The sequence below is a fragment of the Bradyrhizobium zhengyangense genome (assembly GCF_022012555.1).
In the GTDB taxonomy this organism is placed as follows: Bacteria; Pseudomonadota; Alphaproteobacteria; order Rhizobiales; family Xanthobacteraceae; genus Bradyrhizobium; species Bradyrhizobium zhengyangense.
Genome location: NZ_JAKLTZ010000019.1, coordinates 1 through 20,300 on the forward strand (window position 1 = coordinate 1; position 20,300 = coordinate 20,300).

Below are 20,300 nucleotides of genomic sequence, written 5' to 3' on the forward strand. Positions count from 1 at the left end.
ACCACCCATGAATCATTGAAAAATTGATTCGGGAATCCTATAAATCGCGGCAAAATCAACAATCTGCCAAAGTAGTGCTAGCCTTCTGAACTCGGCGGGACGTATCGGATGAAGGTCACCAGAGAAATGGTGGATGAAGACTTGCGCGGCCGATATGCCTTTGGGCGGATCATCGCAAGCTTCGTTCACACGCGATGGTTCTCTCTGCTTGTGTTCCGCTTCTCTGCGGCGATCTTGCGGGGAAGCAACATCAGGGGACTTGTCAACGAAGAGCGACACATTCCAAGCAGGAATGGCGGGGCGCCTATTCGTGTGAGAATCTATCGGCCAACCGCGGCGATTGGGCCGCTGCCGATCATGCTCTATTTGCACGGTGGCGGTTACGTTCACGGGGTGCCCGAGCAATTCGGCTCGATCCTCAAGGACTTCATCGATACGGAGCCGTGCATCATCGTCGCGCCGGACTATCGAAAGGCCGCTCAATCCCCGTACCCGGCCGCATTCAATGACTGCTACGACACCTTGCTATGGATAAGGGATCATGCGGCCTCCCTCGGCGGAAGGACTGACAAATTCATCGTGTCGGGCCATAGCGCGGGCGGTGGGCTTGCAGCCGCCGTCTCGCTCAAGGCGACCGATACCGGCGACGCAAAAATCGCGTTTCAAATGCCGCTCTATCCAATGATCGATGACCGGCAGAATAGCGCATCTGTTGTTGGAAACGACGCACCCGTTTGGGATGAACGAGCCAACAGGCTGGCGTGGTCGCGCTATCTCGAGGGCGTGAAGACCATTACGCCCTACGCGGCTGCGGCACGCTGCACGGACTATACGAAGGTGCCGCCGACGATCACGTTTGTCGGCAGTCTCGAGCCATTTCGGGATGAAACGAAAATCTACGTCGAGAACCTTCGTCGGGCCAACATTCCGGTTGAGTTCGAAATGTTCGACGGCGCGTATCACGGTTTTGATATGATGGTGCCAGACGCTCCGATCAGCAAGCGCGCACATCGGTTCTTGATGGAAAACTTCCGGAAGTTTGCTCAGCGGTATTTCAATTAGACTTCAAAACGGTGGAGCGATGCTGCGTGGACAGACATCGCTTGAGGTCGCCAGGCAACATTTGCCAAATCGCACGACTGCTCACGCGGCCCGCGATGCCGGGAATGTGACCCGTCGTAACGCCGTGATCCGTTGGGGCTTTGCGGTCGCGCGCTAACTAAGGGCGACGGCATCTGGAGAAAAAGCGATGCGTTCCATTCTGGCTTTGAGCCTTTTGATTTCCCTATGCGGCGTTGCCAACGCCGCGCCGGTGCACCATCCCCACCGCCATCCGGTTCGCGCTTCGAGCTATGCCTACGTGCCACCTCGGGAGACGCTCCGGGACCGGCCCGGCACGGCGGACTGCAACAAGCCTGAACCGTATTTCGGCGCTTGTCAGGGTTATGCGCCTGGCGAGAAGGAGCGCTTCCTCCAGAGCGTATTCAGCCCGTGAACGCTCGAAGCGGGGAAATCACTTACATTTCGCTGGCGACCCCATTGGGACGAATGCCGTCGCGCGACGCACTTCTGGCTTCGGCCCTCAATCCAGCGCAACGTTCAAACTGGTCCCTTTGACGATGATGCCGCCGCGGTTGCCGATCTCGATCGAGCCGTAGCGCTGCCTGAAGCAATCGGGCAGCGGCCGGTCGCCTTCCATGCTGAGCCACAGCCGCAACAGATGACGCTTCTGGCTGACATCCGGCCAGTCGCGGAATCCGGTCCGATCGTGCAGCAGGGCATGATTGTACACGAACTGCATGTCGCCCGGCTGCAGCCGCATGCCGAAATGCAGATTGGGGTCATTTGCAAGCGCGTCAAACAGATCGAGCGCCTCGACGTGATCGGGCGTCAGCCTCATCGCATCGGGAAAGCGCTGCGCACTGTCGATGTACTGGCGCTGGTAGAACCCGGTGAGGAATCCCGCGTGCCAGTTCAGCACCGGGATTTCGAGATAGGGCTTTTCGTTCTCCGGCACCTCGCCGCGCCGGTCCGTCGCGATTGGATCGAACAAGAGAGCAACAAGATCCGGGCGTCTGGCCAACATCTCGTTGTAGATCGTCGACGTGCTGACAAGGAGAGAGTCCCCTCCCTCCATCGCCTCGCGGATGCACAGCAATCCAACCACATCGGACGAGTCGGTGTGGAATGTTTGCCGTTCCGACGTCTGATAGATCCTGACGTTCGGATCCTTCGCGTCGGCACCGACGTCGCGGACATGACCGAGAATATGCCCCGCGGCATTTTGCGATCGCGCCGATCCCAAATGCGCACCCACCCCGCAGAAGATGGTCGCAGCAAGCTCCTGGGTATACTTTGCGACCGGCAGGCCGCGGATGACTTCGAAGCCAAGGCCAGTGAGCAGCGTTGTCTTGAGCTGTTCCAGGTGCGCGCCGAATTGAGGCAGCGGAAAGCTCTCCTTCGTGATCTCGGCGATCTTCCTGCTCCGCCCCAGATAGGACTCAGCCGCGTTCTCGAGCTCGGCGATCTCGCCGGCGTTGAGCGATACCAACCAACGATCGGGATTGGCCTTCATCTCGGCGCCCAGCCAGGCGGAGGGGATGTCGATCTTCCCCGGAGGGCGATTGATCGCGCGGGGTGCAGAGACATCGTTCATATGACTGGTTCCTGGGAAGTGCGGTCGTCAGACCGGGCGTCGAACAATCGACGGTATTGTGCCGACCGCTTGTTTGCAACTTGGCGAGACCGATCGCCCGAGAGCAAACCGTGGGATGGATTGCGCGATGGTGAAACGAAGGCGCGGCCAGTCGCGCACGCGTTTCATCACAAATTGCTTGATCGGGTTGGCGTGCGACCATGTCGGACGGCTAGCGCGAGACAAGAGCGATGGATTTCGCAAGAGCTCAACTCATCCTGCAGCTCACACTGCGGTCACTCGCGAACATCACAGGATGTCACAGAAGAATCGGAAGCCGGCATCGCAACCGCACGAGCGGCCTGCGTTCTGTTGGCGACCATGTCGATGGCGCAGACGATCATGCGGCCTTTGAATTTGTCGGTATTGGAGTGCCGTGATACAACCCTTGGCTGTCGGGACGGCTGTTCCGTCCCCGATTTGGGAGGCACCTCATGAGATTCTCGTTAGGCTTCGCCGTGCCGTCAGTCGTCGCGACCTTGTCAACTGTCTTGCTGTGCAGCAGCGCGGCAATGTCGCAACCCACACCGAACTCCTCGCTTCCCGCCGTCTCGGTCGAAGCACCGAAGGCAAGACAAACCGTTGTGCCGAGGCCGGGGCCAACGACCGCGACATCCCATCACCGGACATCTGGCTCATCGACGGCTCAGAATCCGGCGTTCGCGCCGGGTACACCATTGGCAAGGCTTGCCAAGCTGGAGCGATCCGCCAGCAGCTGCAACGGTGGTTGCGAAACCAGCTATCGAGTAGGCAACGCCCCGTGGGTCGGATGCAGCTTCAGCAGCGGCTCTGAGCCCTTTACTTCTCATTTCTCGCCAACGTGCCGGGACACGCTGACCTACAATACCTACGCGCAGTGCGTCGAGACCAAGTCCTTCCTCGGCGCATCGCCCCGAGAGACCAGGTGGCTTTGCACCAGCCTGCTGGCCGGGGGCAAGCTGGCCGGCGAAAAGCAAGTCGCCGAAAGCCGCCGCTAGTCCACACCCGCAATCGGGAGCGCCGCCCGGAATGCCGGGCGGCCGCTTCTGGTCTGCCCCGCCGCGATCCCGTCAGCTGATCTTTGCCGCAGCCCTCGGCGGCGTCACGGACGACGCCCAGCCGAGCTGGACTTCGATGCTGACAGAATCTGGCAGTAGCGCGTGATATCAGCCGGTATGTCGCGCGCTCAACGCCTTCTTGATGTGATCCAGCTCCTGCGCAGGCATCGTCGGCCGGTCGCGGCATGCCGGCTGGCCGAGGAACTGGGTGTCTCTCTCCGGACGATCTATCGGGACATCGAGACGCTGAAGGGCCAAGGCGCCCACATCGATGGCGAGGCCGGCATCGGCTATGTGCTACGGCCGGGGTTCATGTTGCCGCCGCTGATGTTCTCGGAAGAGGAGATCGAGGCGCTGGTGCTGGGCGGCCGGTGGGTTGCCGCACAGCCGGATGAGCCGCTCGGAAGGGCGGCCAAGAACGCGCTTGCGAAGATCGCCGCCGTATTGCCCGACGATCTGCAGCGGAGCCTGGAAACGTCAGGCCTGATGGTCGCTCGGCGCGATCCGGCGGCAGGTGACGCCGAATTGCCGATCATTCGCGCCGCCATCCGCAGCGAGCGCAAATTGCGCATCGTCTACAGCGACGAACGGGACAACCGCACCAGCCGCACGATCTGGCCGATCGCGCTCGGATTCTTCGATCGGGTCCGCATGGTGGCGGCCTGGTGCGAGAGCCGCGGCGACTACCGCCATTTCCGCACCGACCGGATCCTGTCGATCACGCTCACGGAGCGCCGCTACCCGCGACGCCGCACCGATTTGCTGCGGGAGTGGCGGCAGCGGGACAGCATTGGCGAGCAGCAACCATGCTGACAGAAACTGGCAGCACCTTCCTGTAAGCGTCGGCCATCGCCAGCTGAACGGGAGATGCAAATGGCCGACTTCAATCTCGTGGTGCTCTATGTCAACGATGCGCAAGCGAGCTCCACTTTCTATCAGACCCTGCTGGGGTGCCCCGTCGCGCAATCATCCCCCAAATTCGTGGTTCTTCCGCTCGGGAGCGGCGTCATGCTGGGCCTGTGGCAGCGGGATGCGGTCGTGCCGCCTTCCGCTTCGGAGGCCGGCTGCAACGAGATCTGCTCCAGCGAGATCTCCTGGGCGGTCGCGAACGCGGAGGCGGTGCGCGCGACCCACGACACATGGCTGACCCGCGGGGTGCGGATTGCGCAGCCTCCGACCGCCATGCCCTTCGGCGACACCTTCGTTGCGCTCGATCCCGACGGCCATCGCCTGCGCGTGCTGGCGACCGCCGCTTAAGGGCTGCACTGCTTCGCGTGAGAGGCTGAGCGAGGCACTGCCGCGCCCAGCCTCTCTGTAGCAGCGCCTCGGCGGGGACCCCCTATGCATGCCGATCGCCGAAGCACCAATTGCGCGGAGCGAAAAGGCTGACTAGGAAATTCGGATGAATTCCGAATCGACCCCCAGTTGGCCAGTCGTGGAGCCACCGCCCTTCCTTCCCGCGCCCCGTCGCCGGTGGCCGCTTGCGCTCGTCATTGCCGTAGTCCTTGCGCTCGCGGGGGCAGCGGCCGGTTATGTCTGGCTGAACGGGGGATTGTTCCTTCCCTCGGCGGGACGCGAGGCCGCGGATGCCGAGACCAGCGCCAATGACAAAGCTGTCATGACGGACCTGCTCGCCACGCAGCAAAAGACGGCTGACGATTTGGCCGCCATCGAAAAGGCCGTCGCCGATCAGCAAGAGCAGCTGAAGGCGATCGTCAATCAGCTTGCCAACCTGAGTTCGAAGATCGACGCGCTGAAGAGCCAGGCCCCGCAGCCAGCGGCCGCACCGTTCCCGTCGCCGGGGCCTGTTACGTCGATGCCGCCAGCCTCCGTGCCCGCTGTCGCACCCGCTCCGGCAGCGCGCGTCGTCCCACGGCCAAAGAAGCCGCCGCGTGTCGCGACCCCGACGGGTCCGATCTCGGTCGGCGGAGCGCCGCTGAACGCTACGCCCGATACGCCCGCGCGCTGACTGAGCAAGCCCATCTCAGCGATCAGCTGCTTCGCCGCCGCCGAGATCATCACCAGGCCGCCGGTGATCACCGCGACGTCGAGGATGGCTGCGTGGATGTGCACCGGCATCCGCTCGACCAAAGCCTTTGCCAGGAACGCGCCGGGGAGGCGGAGAGCCGCAGAACGAGGAATGGAACTCCGGGGAAATTGAGCCGTTTGCACTTGTTCCGAACCAGGAGACCAGTGTGAACCGCCGACAACTTCTTCGCGGATCGGCTGCAGTTTCAGCTGCAGCCATACTGCCGCGGGCCGCACACGCTCAGCCCAGCGCCGCCCCGCCCTTCAGCCCATCCTATGTGCGCGAGCTGGCGCGCGCGCTTGCGGCCAAGCCGTTCGCGGCTCCGGACGAGAAGCTGCCGGATGCACTGAAGAATCTCAACTACGACCAATACCGGTCTATTCGTTTCGCGCCCGAAAAGGCGCTGTGGCGCGCAGAAAAGCTGCCATTCGAAGTTCAATTTTTCCACCGCGGCTTCTTCTACAAGAACAGGGTCGACATCTTTCAGGTGGTGGACAGGAGCGTCACACCGGTCTCGTACCGGCGCGATGACTTTTCGTTCGGCGAGGGCCTCGGACAATGGCCGGATGCGGACCTTGGATTCGCCGGCTTCCGCATCCACGCCCCGATCAACAAACCGGATTATTACGACGAACTCTGCGTATTCCTCGGCGCAAGCTACTTCCGGGCCGTTGCGAAAGGACAGACCTATGGTCTGTCGGCGCGGGGGCTCGCGATCGATACCGGCGAAAGCAAAGGCGAAGAGTTCCCGGTGTTCAAGGCCTTCTGGCTGGAGAAGCCGGCGCTGAATGCCTCCTCGATGGTGGTCCACGCGCTGCTCGACAGCAAGAGCGCGGCCGCAAGCTACCGTTTCACCATTCGGCCCGGCCAAACCACGGTTTTCGACGTCGAGATGGCGCTCTATCCGCGGGTCGACCTCGAGCACGCCGGGCTCGGGCCGATGACCAGCATGTTCTTCTTCGGTCCGAACGATCGAAAGGATTTCGACGATTTCCGCCCCGCCGTTCACGACTCGGATGGACTTTCGATCTTCAACGGCAGAGGTGAACAACTCTGGCGACCGCTCAACAATCCGCACGATCTGCAGGTCAGCAGTTTTGCCGACGTCAATCCGGGCGGCTTCGGCCTCATGCAGCGGGAAAGGAATTATCTCGCTTATCAGGATCTGGAATCCAGTTTCGAAACGCGCCCGAGCCTCTGGTTCGAACCGATCGGCGATTGGGGCGAAGGGGCGGTAAAACTGTTCGAGATTCCGACCAAGGAGGAAGTCCACGACAATATCGCCGCGCTCTGGCAGCCGAAGCAGCCCCTGACGGCAAAGAGCGAACACATCTTTACCTATCGACTGCACTGGGGCACGGACGCGCCGAAGGCCGACGCGCTCGCACGATTTACCAGAACGGGAATCGGCAGTCGGGGAGATGACAGCAAGCTGTTCGTCCTGGAACTGATGGGCGACCGCCTCAAAGGCGTTGATCCCAAGGCCATCAAAGGGGTGGTGACCGCTGAAAAAGCCGACATCAGCAACATCGTCACGCAACCAAATCCCGTGACCGGCGGATGGCGCCTGAGCTTCCAATGTTCGGTCAAGGGGCAGGCGTCGATCGAGCTTCGTGCCTTCCTGGCGCAGAATGATGCACCGGTCTCCGAAGTATGGATCTATCGATGGACGCCCTAAAGCAATCGCAGGCGCCGCTGCGAAGCGCGCCCGCCCGCCCGTTCTTGCCGCAGGAACGCCCGCTCTCGATGCTGCCGTGTCGGCTCGACCGCGCGGCTGAAGTCAGGCAATCGCCGGTCCATAGCGGGGCCACGTTGATCGTTCGCCGTCTTTTCATCTTCGTCGGGACGGCCCTGCTGACGCTTGCAGGCGGCTACGGCATGTACGACGTGGTGAAGGTCGGCGGTGTGACATTTCTCGAGGCGCTGCTGCTTGGTCTGTTCCTCGTGCTGCTCGCCTGGGTCGCATTCTCCTTTATGTCCGCCCTCGCCGGATTTTTCGTGCTGCTGACGCGCCGGCAGCCCAATCTGCCGATCGACACGACAGGCCCGCTGCCTCACGTCACCTCGCGCACCGCGATGCTGCTGCCGACCTATAACGAGGATCCGCATCATGTCATGGCGCGGCTGCGCGCGATGTACGAATCCATCGACGCGACCGGATATGGCGAAAAATTCGATTGGTTCTTGCTGAGCGATACGACCGACCCGGACATCTGGATCAGCGAAGAGATGGCCTTCATCGAGCTACGCCGCGCCTGCGGCGGAGATCGGCTGTACTACCGGCGCCGCTCCGACAATACCGCGCGGAAGTCCGGCAACATCGCCGACTGGGTCACCAGGTTTGGCGCGGCCTATGATCACATGGTCGTCCTCGATGCGGACAGCCTGATGGAGGGTGATACGATCGTTCGCCTCGTCCACGCAATGGAACGCAACCCCTCTTGCGCGCTGATCCAGACACAGCCGGTCATCGTCAACGCCCGTACCCTGTTTAGCAGGCTGCAGCAATTTGCTGGGCGCGTATACGGCCCCCTCATCACGGCGGGCAATGCCTGGTGGCACGATGGCGACGGCAACTATTGGGGCCACAACGCCATCATCCGGCTCGAGGCCTTCGCTGCGGAGGCCGGACTGCCCGAACTGCGCGGTCGCAAACCTTTCGGCGGACACATCCTCAGCCATGATTTCGTCGAGGCCGCGTTGATGCACCGCGCCGGCTGGGCGATCTACATGGTCCCAGCCGTTCGCGGCAGCTTCGAAGAGGTCCCACCGTCGCTGCTGGACTTTGCGGGGAGAGATCGTCGCTGGTGCCAGGGTAACCTCCAGCATCTGGCGGTCCTGCCCACGCGCGGGCTGCACTGGGTCTCGAGGCTACATCTGCTCACCGGCATCGGATCCTACGTGACGGCGCCACTTTGGCTTCTGTTCCTGTTGGTCGGTCTGCTCATTTCGCTGCAGGCGCACTTCATCCGGCCGGAATACTTTCCGAAGGGCTTCAGTTTGTTTCCCACCTGGCCGCAACAGGACCCGGTGCTTGCGGCCTGGGTCTTTGCCGCGACAATGGGACTTCTGATCCTGCCGAAGCTGCTGGCTTATCTTGTGCTGATCAGCAATCGTGACGAGCGGGCCGGATTTGCAGGAAGCTTCCGTGTTCTGGCGGGAGTCGTTTGCGAGACATTTGTGGCGGCATTGCTTGCTCCCTGCATGATGATCCTCCAGACCAAGGCCGTCATGGAAATTCTCGCTGGTCGAGACGCGGGCTGGCAGGTGCAACGCCGAAGCGATGGACAGCTCGCCCGCGGTGAAGTCTATCGAAAGCTCGCCGGGCCTGCACTGTGCGGCTTGGTCCTGTCGCTGTGCGCCTATGCCGTCTCTTTGCCGCTGCTGCTCTGGATGTCGCCCGTGGTGCTGGGTCTGCTGCTTTCAATCCCGCTCGGGATCATGACGTCTTCGCGATTGAGCTCGCCCGGAGTCTTTGCCACGCCGGAGACCAACTATCCGCCTGCCGTGGTGCTCCGTGCGAACGAGCTTGCCGCATCCGAGCCCGCCGAAATGGCCGGAGCTCTGCAACAGCTCAAGCTTGACCCAAAGTTACTGGGCGAGCATTTGGACTCGCTTTCGCTTGCCAGCCCCCGCAGGTTCGGCCCCATCAACGTGCCGCTTGCGACTGCAACCGCCAAGGTCGAGGAATGCAAAAGCCTGGAGGACGCCGCGACATGGCTCGACAAGCGAGAACTACTCGCTGTTCTTGGCCATCCCACGCTGCTCAAGACAGTTCTTGAGATGCCCCCGGGCAAGCAAGATTAGCGATCCAAGCGCGAATGCCACCCAAGCCGCTATTGTCTGTCAGATCAGCTGCTTCGCCGCTGCCGAGATCATCACCAGCCCGCCGGCGGTCACCGCGACGTCGAGGATCGCGGTGTGGATGTGCACCGGCATCCGCTCGACGAACGCTTTTGCCAGGAACGCGCCGGGGATGGCGATGCCGCCGATCAGCAGCGCGAAGGCGAGCACTTGCGCGGTGACGGCGCCGGCGAGGCCGAACACGGAGATCTTGATGAGGCCGGTGCCGAGCGAGATCATCGCGTCGGTCGCGATCACGGCGGCGCCTTCGAGGCCCGCGGCCATCAGCAGCGAGAGCAGGATCACGCCGGAGCCCGACGTGCCGCCGACCAGGACGCCGTAGCCGACCGATCCTGTCGCGAGGCCCGCATCTCCAATCTTGACATGACGGCGGCGGAGCACGCGGCGCAGCGGCACGCTCAGGATCAGCATGGTGCCGATCACGATCGCGGCGCCGGCGTTGGTGAGGCGGGTGTAGCCGTAGGCGCCGAGCGCGGTCGTCACCGCCGCGCAGGCCAGCACGATCGCTGCACGGCGGCGATCGGCGTAACGGAGATAGGCAATTGCGCGGCTGGAATTGGTGAAGAGCGCCGAGATCGCGATGATCGGCACCACGGGCTCGGCGCCGACCAGGGGCACCAGCACCAGGGGCATCAGGGCGCCGGTGCCGTAGCCGGCGAGACCACCGATGATCGAAGCAAACAACGCCATCATCGCGACCAGCACCAGCTGGAAAATCGAGATGTCGGCGAAGCCTGAGACGATGGTCAATTTTTCTCGCGAGTGGCGCGTGCTGTGGCTTGATCGGCGATGGCAGCGAGTGCGGCTTCCTCTAGTGGAAAATCCGCCGCAAGCCAAGCGTCCTCGGCGAGTGTCAACACGTGTCCGAGCGCAGGTCCTTCCGCCATGCCGCGCGCGATGAAGTCGACGGCCTTCAGCGGGAATTTCGGCGCGGTCCAGCGCTGCGGCAGCTCGGCGAGCTCGCGCCAGCGCGACGAATTCGCCTCAGCACCGCTGCGCGCCCAGGCCAGCAACACGCGATCGTGATAGCGCTCGGGCCCCAGCCGGTAGAGCAGCCGCCGTGCACGCGCCTCGTCCATGGCGGCGAAGCGCCACCAACGATGGCCCATCGAATCAAGCGCCTTGGCTTCCGCGTTGGAGAGCCGGAGGCGCGTCGCAACACGCTTGGCGTCTTCAGTGACGGCGACGGAGAGCGCAGCGAGACGGCGCGTGCTGCTGGCCGTCAGGTCAAGCGTACCCTCGATGGCGATCATCGCTACCAGCGGCCCGGCATAGGCAACGCCGCCGATCATCGCCTGCAGCAGGCCAGCCTCGACCATCGCAAGCGCTGCGGCGGATGCGCCTTGCGCCACCAGCAATTTCAGCATTTCCATGCGCACCCGCTCGGCCGAGAGCGTGGCAAGGCCTGCGCGCCCACGGATGCAGGCGAGAGTGCCGTCGCGGTCGGGCTCGCCGGCGCCGAAGGCGGCGTGGATGCGGAAGAAGCGCAGGATGCGCAAATAATCCTCGGCGATGCGCTGGTCCGGCGCGCCGATGAAGCGAACGCGGCGCGCTTTCGCATCCGCGATGCCGCCGACATAGTCGTAGACGACGCCGCCGGCGTCGACCGACAGGCCGTTCATGGTGAAGTCGCGCCGCTCGGCGTCCTTCACCCAGTCGCGGCCGAAGGCAACCTTGGCCTTGCGGCCGAAGGTCTCGGTATCCTCGCGCAGCGTCGTAACTTCATAGGGCGCGCCGTCGATGACCAGCGTGACGGTGCCGTGGTCGATGCCGGTTGGCACGCATTTGATGCCGGCGGCTTTCGCCCGCCGCACCACCTCCTCCGGCAGCGCCGTGGTGGCGATATCCATATCGCCCGGCGGCAGGCCGAGCAGCGCGTTGCGGACGGTGCCGCCGACCACGCGCGCCTCTTCGCCGTCAGCGTTGAGCAGTTGCAGGACGCGCGCGGTCCCGCCTGCAGTCAGCCAGGGCGCACCAGCAAGGATCGGCTCCGCGCTCATCGTCCGGCCCTTATCTTTCGGTGCCCGGCACGAGCCTGCCGTTCTCGACATGGGCGGGAATGTAGGTCGAGTTCGGCGCGGCGCCGGAGAAATGCGCAAGGCCAACCAGCCCGGCGATGACGAGCACGAGCGCCACCAGGATGAGGCGCGCGACGACGGTGATCGGCCAGGACGATTGCACGAACAGGCCGGACCGCGTGGCGGCCAGAAACAGCGCATAGACGGCAAAGGGAATGAGGAAGATTCCGATCTCGGTCAAAACCGGCCGGATCATGACGAATAGATCCGCTCATACAGCACACGCAGCATTCCGGCCGTGGCGCCCCAGATATAACGCTCAGCAAACGGCATCGCATAGTAAAACCGCTCCATGCCGCGGAATTCCTTGCTGTGGACCTGGTGATTGGCCGGATTCATCAGGAAGGATAGCGGCACTTCGAATGCGTCATCAACCTCGGAATGGTTGATCGTCAGTTGAAAACCGGGGCGCACCCTGGCGACCGTCGGCAGGATGCGGAAGCCGAACGCTGTGCCGTAGAGATCGAGATAGCCGATCGGGTCGACGAAATCCCTGCTCAACCCGACCTCCTCCTCGGCCTCGCGCAGCGCGGCATCGAGCGGGGAGGAATCGATCGCATCGATCTTGCCGCCGGGAAAGGCGATCTGGCCGGCGTGGTCGTTGAGATGCGCCGAGCGCTGCGTCAGGAGGATGGTCGGCTCGGGATGGTCGACCACCGCGATCAGCACCGCTGCGGGCCGCACCGGCTGCTCGCGCGCGACGATCTCCAGCATCTTGTCGGTGCCGGGATCGCCGGAAGCCGGGATGATGTTCGGATCGAACAGGCCGGGCGGCACGTCGAAGCTGAGCTTCGCCTTGGAGCGGGCGAAGAAATCCGGCGCGCGGAACGCGACTTGCCCGTTCTTCGCAATAGGCTTGTTCAAAGCGCGGCCCTCACCTGCTCCGCGTCGGCCATGGCGAAGAACTCGCCGGCCGACTCGACGCCAAACATCGGCTGGCCATCGACCATCCGCTCCTCGCCCATGTCAACCAGATCGTAATAGAGCGCGCGTGTGACCTTGGCCCAGAGATCGGCGCGGACATGCAAGTAAGGCGTCAGGCCGCCGTCGGCCGCCTGCTCGAAGCGCAGCCGGTGCGCGGCATCGCAGATGACCCAATCGTCGACATTGGTGCGGAAGCTCAGCACGCGATGGTTGTCCTCGTCGCGCTTCAGCATCTCGACCGCCATGAACGGCGCGTCGTCGACGACGATGCCGACCTTCTCCACGGGCGTGACGAGGAAATGCTTGTCGCCCTCCCGCTTCAAGATGGTGGAGAACAGGCGAACCAGCGCGTGACGGCCGATTGGCGTACCCATGTAGAACCAAGTACCATCGGAAGCGATTCGGATGTCGAGATCGCCGCAAAACGGCGGATTCCACAGATGCACCGGAGGCAGGCCCTTTTTGGCGCCTTCGGTATTGGCAGCACTTTTGGCGGCGGCAGTCAGCCCCTCAAGACCGCGATCGGCGCTCTGCCCTTGGTTCGCCATGGTTTGCCCTGACTTTGTCCGTTGGCACGATTGGTGCAGGTCTACGTTGTACGTAAGTCTACGGTTCCACCCCGGGTTCGTCCGGTGTGGAGGTCTCCACTTCGTGATGCCGTACATAACCCGAAGCCGATAAAGTGGGGATAGGTTAATTCAACGAATACATGGCGTTCCTGCAAGTCTAGCATAGGGGCCATGACGCAGATTGATGCGATAAATTCGACGACGCAGAAAAGCCGCGTGGCAGGCTTGAGGAGCTAACGGATGGCAGAAAGTGTCGAGAAGCTCGAAGACGGCATCGTCCGTTCAGCCGAGCAGGTGTCCAGTCAGATTCGCGCAGCGAAGGATGCGATCGGGTCGGTGATCTTCGGCCAGGATCGTGTGGTTGAGAACACGCTCGTCACGATCCTCTCCGGCGGCCACGCGCTCTTGATCGGCGTGCCCGGCCTTGCCAAGACAAAACTGGTCGAGACGCTCGGCGTCACGCTCGGTCTCGATGCCAAGCGCATCCAGTTCACGCCTGACTTGATGCCGTCGGACATTCTCGGCGCCGAAGTGCTTGACGAGAGCACCGCGGGAAAACGCTCGTTCCGCTTCATCTCGGGTCCGGTGTTCGCGCAGCTTCTGATGGCCGACGAGATCAACCGCGCCAGCCCGCGCACGCAATCGGCGCTGCTGCAGGCGATGCAGGAGCAGCACATCACCGTGGCCGGCGCGCGCCACGATCTGCCGAAGCCGTTCCATGTGCTGGCGACGCAGAACCCACTGGAGCAGGAAGGTACATATCCGCTGCCCGAGGCGCAGCTCGATCGCTTCCTGATGGAGATCGACGTCGACTATCCCGACCGCGACGCCGAGCGCCGCATCCTGTTCGAAACGACCGGCGCCGAGGAGACGCTGGCGAAGGGATCGATGAATGCGGATGCGCTGATCACGGCGCAGCGGCTGGTGCGCCGCCTGCCGGTCGGCGATTCCGTGGTCGAAGCCATCCTCTCGCTGGTGCGCGCGGCGCGTCCGGGTCCTGACAGCGGCGAGGCAGGAAAATTCATTGCCTGGGGCCCCGGCCCGCGCGCCAGCCAATCGCTGATGCTGGCCGTGCGCGCCCGTGCGCTGATCGACGGACGCCTCGCGCCCTCGATCGACGACGTGCTCGACCTCGCCGAGCCGGTGCTGAAGCACCGCATGGCGTTGACGTTCCAGGCACGCGCCGAAGGGCGGACGATTCCGGACGTGATCCGGCAATTGAAGACACGGATCGGTTGATGGCTGCAGAGACCGGGCACACGGCGAAGGAGATCATCGCAATCCGACGTGCAGATGGCGAAAGCCGCACGCTCGCAGCTTCCTTGCCGCGCCTGGTTCTCGAGGCCCGCCGCATCGCCGCCAACGTCATCCATGGTCTGCACGGCAGGCGCCGCGCCGGCTCCGGCGAAAATTTCTGGCAGTACCGCCGTTTCGTCTCGGGCGAGCCGTCGCAGAATGTCGACTGGCGGAGATCGGCGCGTGACGACCATCTCTACGTCCGCGAGCTCGAATGGGAGGCCTCGCACACGGTGTGGATCTGGCCTGATCGCTCGCCCTCGATGGCGTTCGCCTCGAAGACCGCGCGCGAATCCAAGCTGGAGCGCACGCTGATCGTCGCCTTCGCGCTGGCCGAGCTGCTCGTTGCAGGCGGCGAACGCGTCGGCATTCCCGGATTGATGGCACCGACCACGAGCCGCAGCGTCATCGACAAGATGGCGCAGGCGATGCTGCATGACGATGCCATCAGGCTGAGCCTGCCGCCGTCCTTCGTGCCCGCGGCGCTGGCCGAAACCATCGTGCTGTCGGATTTCTGGTCGCCGATATCAGAGATCAGGACGACGCTCGCCGGGCTGTCCGGCTCCGGCGCGCATGGCACCCTGGTGCAGATCGTCGATCCCGCCGAAGAGAGCTTCCCCTATTCCGGCCGCATCGAGTTCGTCGAACCGGAAGGCGCTGGCGTGATCACCGCCGGCCGCGCCGAGAGCTGGGCGCAGGATTACACCACGCGCCTTGCGCTGCACCGCGACCAGATCCGCGCCGAGACCAACAAGCTCGACTGGCTGTTCACGACCCATGCGACCGACCGCTCGGCCGCCGAGCTGCTGCTGTTCCTCCATGCCGGCATGCAGGTGAGCAAGTCGGGCGCCCGCGTCACCTCGATCAAGGCGGGGCCGGCCGCATGATGGGATTGCCGCTCGCCTTCACCGAACCGTTGCTCCTGATCGGGCTCGTCAGCCTCCCGGTGCTGTGGTGGCTGCTCCGCGTGATGCCGCCGCGGCCGCGCCGGATCGAGTTTCCGCCGACCCGCCTGCTGTTCGACATCGCGCCTCGCGAAGAGACGCCGGCACGGACACCATGGTGGCTGACGGCGCTGCGCCTGCTCGCCGCGGCGCTGGTGATCTTCGCCGCCGCCGGCCCGATCTGGAATCCGCAGGTTGGCCTTGGCGCCAGCAAGGCGCCGCTGATGATCATGCTCGACGACGGCTGGAGCGCCGCTTCGAACTGGGACACCAGGATCAGGGCCGCCGACGAGCTGATCGCCAATGCCGACAACGACCGCCGCGCGATCGCGCTGGTGCCGCTGTCGGAGCCGAACCGCGACATTACGCTGATGCCGGCGGGCGCGGCGCGCGTTGCGCTGCGGCAGATCGTGCCAAAGCCCTATTCGATCGAGCGCGTTGAAACCCTCACCGCGATCGATCGTTTCCTCAAGGCAACCGGCGATTGCGAGATTGCCTGGTTGTCTGACGGCGTCGACACCGGCCGCGGCGAGGAGTTCGTGGCTGGGCTCGGCAAGACCATAGGGGATCGCAGCTTGACGCTGTTCGAAGGCGGCACCTCTTCGCCGCTCGCGCTGGTCGCGGCGGAAAACGCGGCTGCGAAGATGACAGTGAAGGTGCTGCGCACCGACAGCGGCATTCTCGCCGGCACCGTGCGGGCCCTCGACCAGAAGGCCTCGCCGATCGGCGAGGCGCGCTTCACCTTCGGACCGCAGGACAAGGAAGTCGAAGCCGCATTCGACCTGCCGGTCGAGCTGCGCAACGATATCTCCAGGCTCGAGATTTCCGGCGAGCGTTCGGCGGGCGCGGTGCAGCTGCTCGACAAGCGCTGGCGCCGCCGCGCCATCGGCATCGTCTCGGGCTCGACCAGCGAGACCTCGCAGCCACTGTTGGCGCCGACCTTCTACCTGACGCGCGCGCTGGCGCCATTCGCCGACGTGCGGCTCGCCGACAAGGGCGCCCCGCAGCAGGGCATCACCCAGTTTTTGGACCAGAAGCTGCCGATGATCATCCTCGCGGACGTCGGCACCGTCGCGCCCGAACTGCGCGAGCGCCTCAACGCCTGGATCGACCAGGGTGGCGTGCTGGTGCGGTTTGCCGGGCCCCGCCTGGCGCAAGCCGAAGACGATCTCGTGCCGGTCAAGCTGCGCAAGGGCGGCCGCACGCTCGGCGGCAGCCTGACCTGGGAGAAGCCGCAGCATCTCGCCAGCTTCACTGCCGACGGACCGTTTGCCGGCATCGCCGTACCCAAGGACGTCACCGTGAGCCGGCAGGTGCTTGCCGAGCCCGATGCCGTGCTCGCCACCAAGAGCTGGGCCTCGCTCGAGGACGGCACGCCGCTCGTAACAGGCGAGCACCGCGGCAAGGGCATCGTCACCCTGTTCCATGTCAGCGCCGACATGCGCTGGTCGGATTTGCCGATGTCCGGCACCTTCGTCGAAATGCTCCGGCGTGTCGTCGACATGTCCAGCTACACCGCCAAGCCGGGCCCCGGCGTTGCCACCGAGACGACCGCCGAGACGCTGGCGCCGCTGCACATGCTCGATGGCTTCGGCGCCTTCGGGCCGCCGCCCGCCACCGCCAAGCCGCTGACGGCTGATTATCGCGACCGCGCCACGCCGGACCATCCGCCCGGCTACTACGGTCCGGCAGAAGGACCGCTCGCCGTGAACACGCTCGCCAGCGCCGACCGCATCGCAGCCCTCAACACCGCGCCCCTGAACGCAAGGCGCGCCACCTACACCAATGCCGAACCACGCGACCTGCGTGGCTGGCTGCTGTCGACCTCGCTGGCGCTGTTCCTGATCGACGCCCTGATCGTCGCGCTGCTCGGCGGCGGTCTTGCCGCATTGCTGCGCCGGCGTGCCGCACCCGCCATGATCCTGCTTGGCGTTCTGCTCGCCGGCATCGCGGTGCTGTCTCCGACGCCCTCGCGCGCCGACAGTGCGTCGGACGAGTTCGCGATGAAGTCGACGTCGCAGACCCGCCTCGCTTATGTCGTGACGGGCAATGCCGACGTCGATTCCATCGTCAAGGCCGGCCTGTCCGGCCTGACGCTGTTCCTGGCGCAGCGCACCGCGCTCGAGGCCGGCGATCCCGTCGGCGTCGATCCCGCGCGCGACGAGCTCGCCTTCTTCCCGCTGATCTACTGGCCGATCGTGCCGGGCCAGCCGAAGCCGCCGCAGGACGCCATCAACAAGATCGACGCCTATATGAAGCAGGGCGGCACCGTGATCTTCGACACCCGCGACGCGGTCGAAGCGCCACCCGGCGATAGCGGCGCCGCGCAGACGCCGGGCATGCAGGCGCTGCGCGAGATCCTGTCCTCGCTCGACGTGCCCGAGCTCGAGCCGGTGCCGCGCGAACACGTGCTGACCAAGACGTTCTATCTGCTGCGCGACTTCCCCGGCCGCTTCAATTCAGGCCAGACCTGGGTCGAGGCGCTGCCGCGCGAGGACGACGACGAGAGCGCACAACGCCCCGCGCGCGGCGGCGACGGCGTCTCGCCGATCATCATCACCTCCAACGACCTCGCCGGCGCCTGGGCACTCCGTCCCGACGGCCAGCCAATGCTGCCGCTCACGCCCGGCGAGCCGCGCCAGCGCGAATTCGCCTACCGCGCCGGCGTCAACATCGTGATGTACACGCTGACCGGCAATTACAAGGCCGACCAGGTGCACGCACCGGCCCTGATCGAACGGCTGGGGCAATAGGATCGATATGAATTACGGCATCGCGTTCACGCCGCTTGTCCCAGCGATCGTCCTCTGGATCGCGCTCGCTGCGATCGTCCTCATCGCCATCGTGCTGCTGGTGGCGCGGGCACGCGGCGCGGCCGTGCGCGTGGCGGCGCTGGCGCTGTTCCTGCTGGCCCTTTCAAATCCGTCCTTCACGCGCGAGGACCGCGATCCCCTCACCTCGGTCGCCGCCGTCGTCGTCGACAAGAGCCCGAGCCAGAATTTCGGCAAGCGCAACCAGGAAGCCGCCAAGGCGCAGGAGGCGCTGGTCGACGGCCTGAAGAAGATCAAGGGGCTGGAGGTGCGCATCGTCGAGGCCGGACAGGCCGACGGCGAGACCGACGGCACAAAACTGTTTGGCGCACTCGCCTCCGCGCTGTCGGACGTGCCGGTGGACCGCGTCGCCGGCGCCTTCCTGATCACCGACGGCCGCGTTCACGACATCCCGGCCAACGCCGCCGCGCTCGGCTTCCAGGCGCCGGTGCAGGCGCTCATCACCGGTCAGAAGGACGAGCGCGACCGCCGCATCGCGATCACGGCGGCACCACGCTTCGGCATCGTCGGCCAGAACCAGACCATCGGCTACAAGCTCGACGACCAGGGCGTCACCGGCGAGCGCGCCAAGGTCACGGTGCGCCGCGACGGCGAGGTCATCAACGAGCGCACGCTGACAAGCGGCCAGAGCGCAAGCGTCGACGTCGAGATCAAGCATGCCGGCCCGAACATCGTCGAGATCGAGGCCTCGCCCCTCGAAAGAGAATTGACCCCGGTCAACAACCGCGCCGTCGTCGCCATCGACGGCGTCCGCGACAAGCTGCGCGTGCTGCTGGTCTCCGGCGAGCCGCATTCCGGCGAGCGCACCTGGCGCAACCTGCTGAAGTCCGACGCCAGCGTCGACCTCGTGCATTTCACGATTCTGCGTCCGCCGGAGAAGCAGGACGGCACGCCGATCAACGAGCTATCGCTGATCGCGTTTCCGACGCGCGAGCTGTTCCAGCAGCACATCAACGAATTCCAGCTGATCATCTTCGATCGCTACGCCCGCCAGGGCGTGCTGCCGATCCCCTATTTCGAGAACATGGCACGCTATGTGCGCGCGGGCGGCGCCGTGCTGGTCTCGGCAGGCCCCGACTATGCCTCGACCAGCAGCATCTGGCGCACGCCGCTGGACGCAGTGCTGCCGGCCGAGCCGGTCGGCGTCACGGAGAAACCGTTCTATGCGCATCTCTCCGACATCGGCAAACGCCATCCCGTGACGCGCGGGCTGGAGGGCGCGGCATTCGAGCCGCCGCACTGGAGCCGCTTCTTCCGCACCGTCGAAACCCGCAATGCGGTCAACCCGCCTGTGATGACGGGTGCGGACGGTAAGCCGCTGCTGTTCTTGTCGCGCTTCGGCGAGGGCCGCGTTGCGCTCTTGCTGTCCGACCACATCTGGCTATGGGCGCGCGGTTACGAGGGCGGCGGTCCGCATCTCGATCTGCTCAGGCGGATGTCGCACTGGCTGATGAAGCAGCCCGATCTCGACGAGGAAGCGCTGCGCATGCAGGTGCAGGGCAAGGATCTCGTCGTGGTGCGCCAGACCATGGCCGACACCGTGCAGCCGGTGAGCGTGACGTCGCCTTCCGGCGTCTCCCATGATTTGACGCTCAGCCCCGGCGATCCCGGCGAGTGGCGCGCCAGCCTTCCGGCGAACGAGCTAGGCCTGTGGCAGGCGACCGACGGAACGCTGAAGGCGCTGATCAATGTCGGCCCGACCAATCCGAAGGAATTCTCGGAAGTCACCTCCACCACCGAGACCCTGAAGCCGCTGACGCAGGCGACCGGCGGCAGCTCGTTGCGGATCGCGGATGGCGGCAGCGTCGAGCTGCCGCGCATCGTCCCGGTGCGCTCGGCGAGCGTCTTCGCCGGCGACGGCTGGATGGGCGTGCGGATGCGCGACGCCAGCATCGTGAAGGGCGTCGGCGTGCTGCCGATCTTCTCCGGCCTGATCGGCCTGCTGCTGCTGCTCGGTGCGTTTGCTGCGACCTGGGTCCGCGAAGGGCGGTGAGGCGCGACGATCGCGTTGCCCGAACGCCACATCGGATCGG

The 20,300-nt window shown here is 64.7% G+C and carries 17 protein-coding genes and 1 pseudogene; 11 read left to right on the forward strand and 7 right to left on the reverse strand.

Features of this window, described 5'->3' with window-relative positions:
* Positions 1-108: 108 nt before the first annotated feature.
* Together L6639_RS36965 and L6639_RS36970 are read left to right on the forward strand one after the other, a co-directional pair.
* On the forward strand, positions 109-1,062 hold the full coding sequence (locus L6639_RS36965) for an alpha/beta hydrolase (protein ID WP_237866429.1): 954 nt from the start codon (positions 109-111) through the stop codon (positions 1,060-1,062).
* A 187-nt stretch (positions 1,063-1,249) separates the two neighbouring features.
* Positions 1,250-1,495, forward strand: coding sequence for a hypothetical protein (locus tag L6639_RS36970; RefSeq protein ID WP_237866430.1), 246 nt, complete (start codon positions 1,250-1,252; stop codon positions 1,493-1,495).
* An 87-nt stretch (positions 1,496-1,582) separates the two neighbouring features.
* Here the strand turns inward: L6639_RS36970 and L6639_RS36975 are convergent, their stop codons facing one another.
* Complete coding sequence (locus L6639_RS36975; protein WP_237866431.1) at positions 1,583-2,656, reverse strand: TauD/TfdA family dioxygenase; 1,074 nt, start codon at positions 2,654-2,656, stop codon at positions 1,583-1,585.
* A gap of 1,193 nt (positions 2,657-3,849) precedes the next feature.
* On the opposite strand from L6639_RS36975, the gene L6639_RS36980 reads away from it, so the two are divergent.
* The 3 genes from L6639_RS36980 (at position 3,850) to L6639_RS36990 (ending at position 5,701) form a co-directional block, all read left to right on the forward strand.
* Positions 3,850-4,545 (forward strand): helix-turn-helix transcriptional regulator, encoded by a 696-nt coding sequence (locus tag L6639_RS36980; protein WP_237866432.1) that lies wholly within the window; start codon positions 3,850-3,852, stop codon positions 4,543-4,545.
* A gap of 60 nt (positions 4,546-4,605) precedes the next feature.
* Positions 4,606-4,989, forward strand: coding sequence for a VOC family protein (locus L6639_RS36985; RefSeq protein ID WP_237866433.1), 384 nt, complete (start codon positions 4,606-4,608; stop codon positions 4,987-4,989).
* 145 nt (positions 4,990-5,134) lie between these two features.
* Positions 5,135-5,701: a hypothetical protein gene (locus tag L6639_RS36990; RefSeq protein ID WP_237866539.1), complete on the forward strand. Its 567-nt coding sequence runs from the start codon at positions 5,135-5,137 to the stop codon at positions 5,699-5,701.
* Between the two features lie 20 nt (positions 5,702-5,721).
* Here the strand turns inward: L6639_RS36990 and L6639_RS36995 are convergent.
* Positions 5,722-5,859, reverse strand: a pseudogene (locus L6639_RS36995) (sulfite exporter TauE/SafE family protein); the annotation flags it as partial.
* A 68-nt stretch (positions 5,860-5,927) separates the two neighbouring features.
* Here L6639_RS36995 and L6639_RS37000 point away from each other — a divergent pair.
* Together L6639_RS37000 and mdoH are read left to right on the forward strand one after the other, a co-directional pair.
* Positions 5,928-7,439 carry a glucan biosynthesis protein G gene (locus tag L6639_RS37000; protein ID WP_237866434.1) on the forward strand — a complete coding sequence of 504 codons (1,512 nt, stop codon included), beginning with the start codon at positions 5,928-5,930 and terminating at the stop codon, positions 7,437-7,439.
* On the forward strand, positions 7,427-9,568 hold the full coding sequence (gene mdoH / locus L6639_RS37005; RefSeq protein ID WP_237866435.1) for a glucans biosynthesis glucosyltransferase MdoH: 2,142 nt from the start codon (positions 7,427-7,429) through the stop codon (positions 9,566-9,568). The genes L6639_RS37000 and mdoH overlap by 13 nt, the downstream gene beginning before the upstream one ends.
* Positions 9,569-9,607: 39 nt before the next feature.
* On the opposite strand, the gene L6639_RS37010 is transcribed toward mdoH, so the two are convergent.
* From L6639_RS37010 to L6639_RS37030, 5 genes are read right to left on the reverse strand one after another with little or no spacing between them, the layout of a single operon-like run.
* Positions 9,608-10,375, reverse strand: coding sequence for a sulfite exporter TauE/SafE family protein (locus L6639_RS37010; protein ID WP_237866436.1), 768 nt, complete (start codon positions 10,373-10,375; stop codon positions 9,608-9,610).
* Positions 10,372-11,625 (reverse strand): CCA tRNA nucleotidyltransferase, encoded by a 1,254-nt coding sequence (locus L6639_RS37015; protein ID WP_237866437.1) that lies wholly within the window; start codon positions 11,623-11,625, stop codon positions 10,372-10,374. Before L6639_RS37015 ends, L6639_RS37010 begins: the two co-directional genes overlap by 4 nt.
* Positions 11,626-11,635: 10 nt before the next feature.
* Positions 11,636-11,899, reverse strand: coding sequence for a DUF6111 family protein (locus tag L6639_RS37020; RefSeq protein ID WP_237866438.1), 264 nt, complete (start codon positions 11,897-11,899; stop codon positions 11,636-11,638).
* On the reverse strand, positions 11,896-12,567 hold the full coding sequence (locus L6639_RS37025; RefSeq protein ID WP_237866439.1) for a CoA pyrophosphatase: 672 nt from the start codon (positions 12,565-12,567) through the stop codon (positions 11,896-11,898). The genes L6639_RS37020 and L6639_RS37025 overlap by 4 nt, the downstream gene beginning before the upstream one ends.
* Positions 12,564-13,175 (reverse strand): DUF1285 domain-containing protein, encoded by a 612-nt coding sequence (locus tag L6639_RS37030; RefSeq protein WP_237866440.1) that lies wholly within the window; start codon positions 13,173-13,175, stop codon positions 12,564-12,566. Before L6639_RS37030 ends, L6639_RS37025 begins: the two co-directional genes overlap by 4 nt.
* 261 nt (positions 13,176-13,436) lie before the next feature.
* Here L6639_RS37030 and L6639_RS37035 point away from each other — a divergent pair, with 261 nt between their 5' ends.
* From L6639_RS37035 to L6639_RS37050, 4 genes are read left to right on the forward strand one after another with little or no spacing between them, the layout of a single operon-like run.
* A complete protein-coding gene (locus L6639_RS37035; protein WP_237866441.1) occupies positions 13,437-14,435 on the forward strand; it encodes an AAA family ATPase in 999 nt (332 codons plus the stop codon).
* Positions 14,435-15,379, forward strand: coding sequence for a DUF58 domain-containing protein (locus tag L6639_RS37040; protein WP_237866442.1), 945 nt, complete (start codon positions 14,435-14,437; stop codon positions 15,377-15,379). Before L6639_RS37035 ends, L6639_RS37040 begins: the two co-directional genes overlap by 1 nt.
* Positions 15,376-18,189 (forward strand): DUF4159 domain-containing protein, encoded by a 2,814-nt coding sequence (locus tag L6639_RS37045; protein WP_237866443.1) that lies wholly within the window; start codon positions 15,376-15,378, stop codon positions 18,187-18,189. Before L6639_RS37040 ends, L6639_RS37045 begins: the two co-directional genes overlap by 4 nt.
* A gap of 7 nt (positions 18,190-18,196) precedes the next feature.
* The gene (locus L6639_RS37050) at positions 18,197-20,260 is read left to right on the forward strand and encodes a hypothetical protein (RefSeq protein ID WP_237866444.1); all 2,064 of its coding nucleotides are present in this window, start codon (positions 18,197-18,199) and stop codon (positions 20,258-20,260) included.
* The last annotated feature ends 40 nt before the right edge of the window (positions 20,261-20,300 follow it).

Coding starts and splice junctions, on each gene's coding strand:
- L6639_RS36965 (WP_237866429.1), top strand. CDS start 109: ATGAAGGTCACCAGAGAAATGGTGGATGAAGACTTGCGCGGCCGATAT.
- L6639_RS36970 (WP_237866430.1), top strand. CDS start 1,250: ATGCGTTCCATTCTGGCTTTGAGCCTTTTGATTTCCCTATGCGGCGTT.
- L6639_RS36975 (WP_237866431.1), bottom strand. CDS start 2,656: ATGAACGATGTCTCTGCACCCCGCGCGATCAATCGCCCTCCGGGGAAG.
- L6639_RS36980 (WP_237866432.1), top strand. CDS start 3,850: ATGTCGCGCGCTCAACGCCTTCTTGATGTGATCCAGCTCCTGCGCAGG.
- L6639_RS36985 (WP_237866433.1), top strand. CDS start 4,606: ATGGCCGACTTCAATCTCGTGGTGCTCTATGTCAACGATGCGCAAGCG.
- L6639_RS36990 (WP_237866539.1), top strand. CDS start 5,135: ATGAATTCCGAATCGACCCCCAGTTGGCCAGTCGTGGAGCCACCGCCC.
- mdoH (WP_237866435.1), top strand. CDS start 7,427: ATGGACGCCCTAAAGCAATCGCAGGCGCCGCTGCGAAGCGCGCCCGCC.
- L6639_RS37015 (WP_237866437.1), bottom strand. CDS start 11,625: ATGAGCGCGGAGCCGATCCTTGCTGGTGCGCCCTGGCTGACTGCAGGC.
- L6639_RS37020 (WP_237866438.1), bottom strand. CDS start 11,899: ATGATCCGGCCGGTTTTGACCGAGATCGGAATCTTCCTCATTCCCTTT.
- L6639_RS37030 (WP_237866440.1), bottom strand. CDS start 13,175: ATGGCGAACCAAGGGCAGAGCGCCGATCGCGGTCTTGAGGGGCTGACT.
- L6639_RS37035 (WP_237866441.1), top strand. CDS start 13,437: ATGGCAGAAAGTGTCGAGAAGCTCGAAGACGGCATCGTCCGTTCAGCC.
- L6639_RS37040 (WP_237866442.1), top strand. CDS start 14,435: ATGGCTGCAGAGACCGGGCACACGGCGAAGGAGATCATCGCAATCCGA.
- L6639_RS37045 (WP_237866443.1), top strand. CDS start 15,376: ATGATGGGATTGCCGCTCGCCTTCACCGAACCGTTGCTCCTGATCGGG.
- L6639_RS37050 (WP_237866444.1), top strand. CDS start 18,197: ATGAATTACGGCATCGCGTTCACGCCGCTTGTCCCAGCGATCGTCCTC.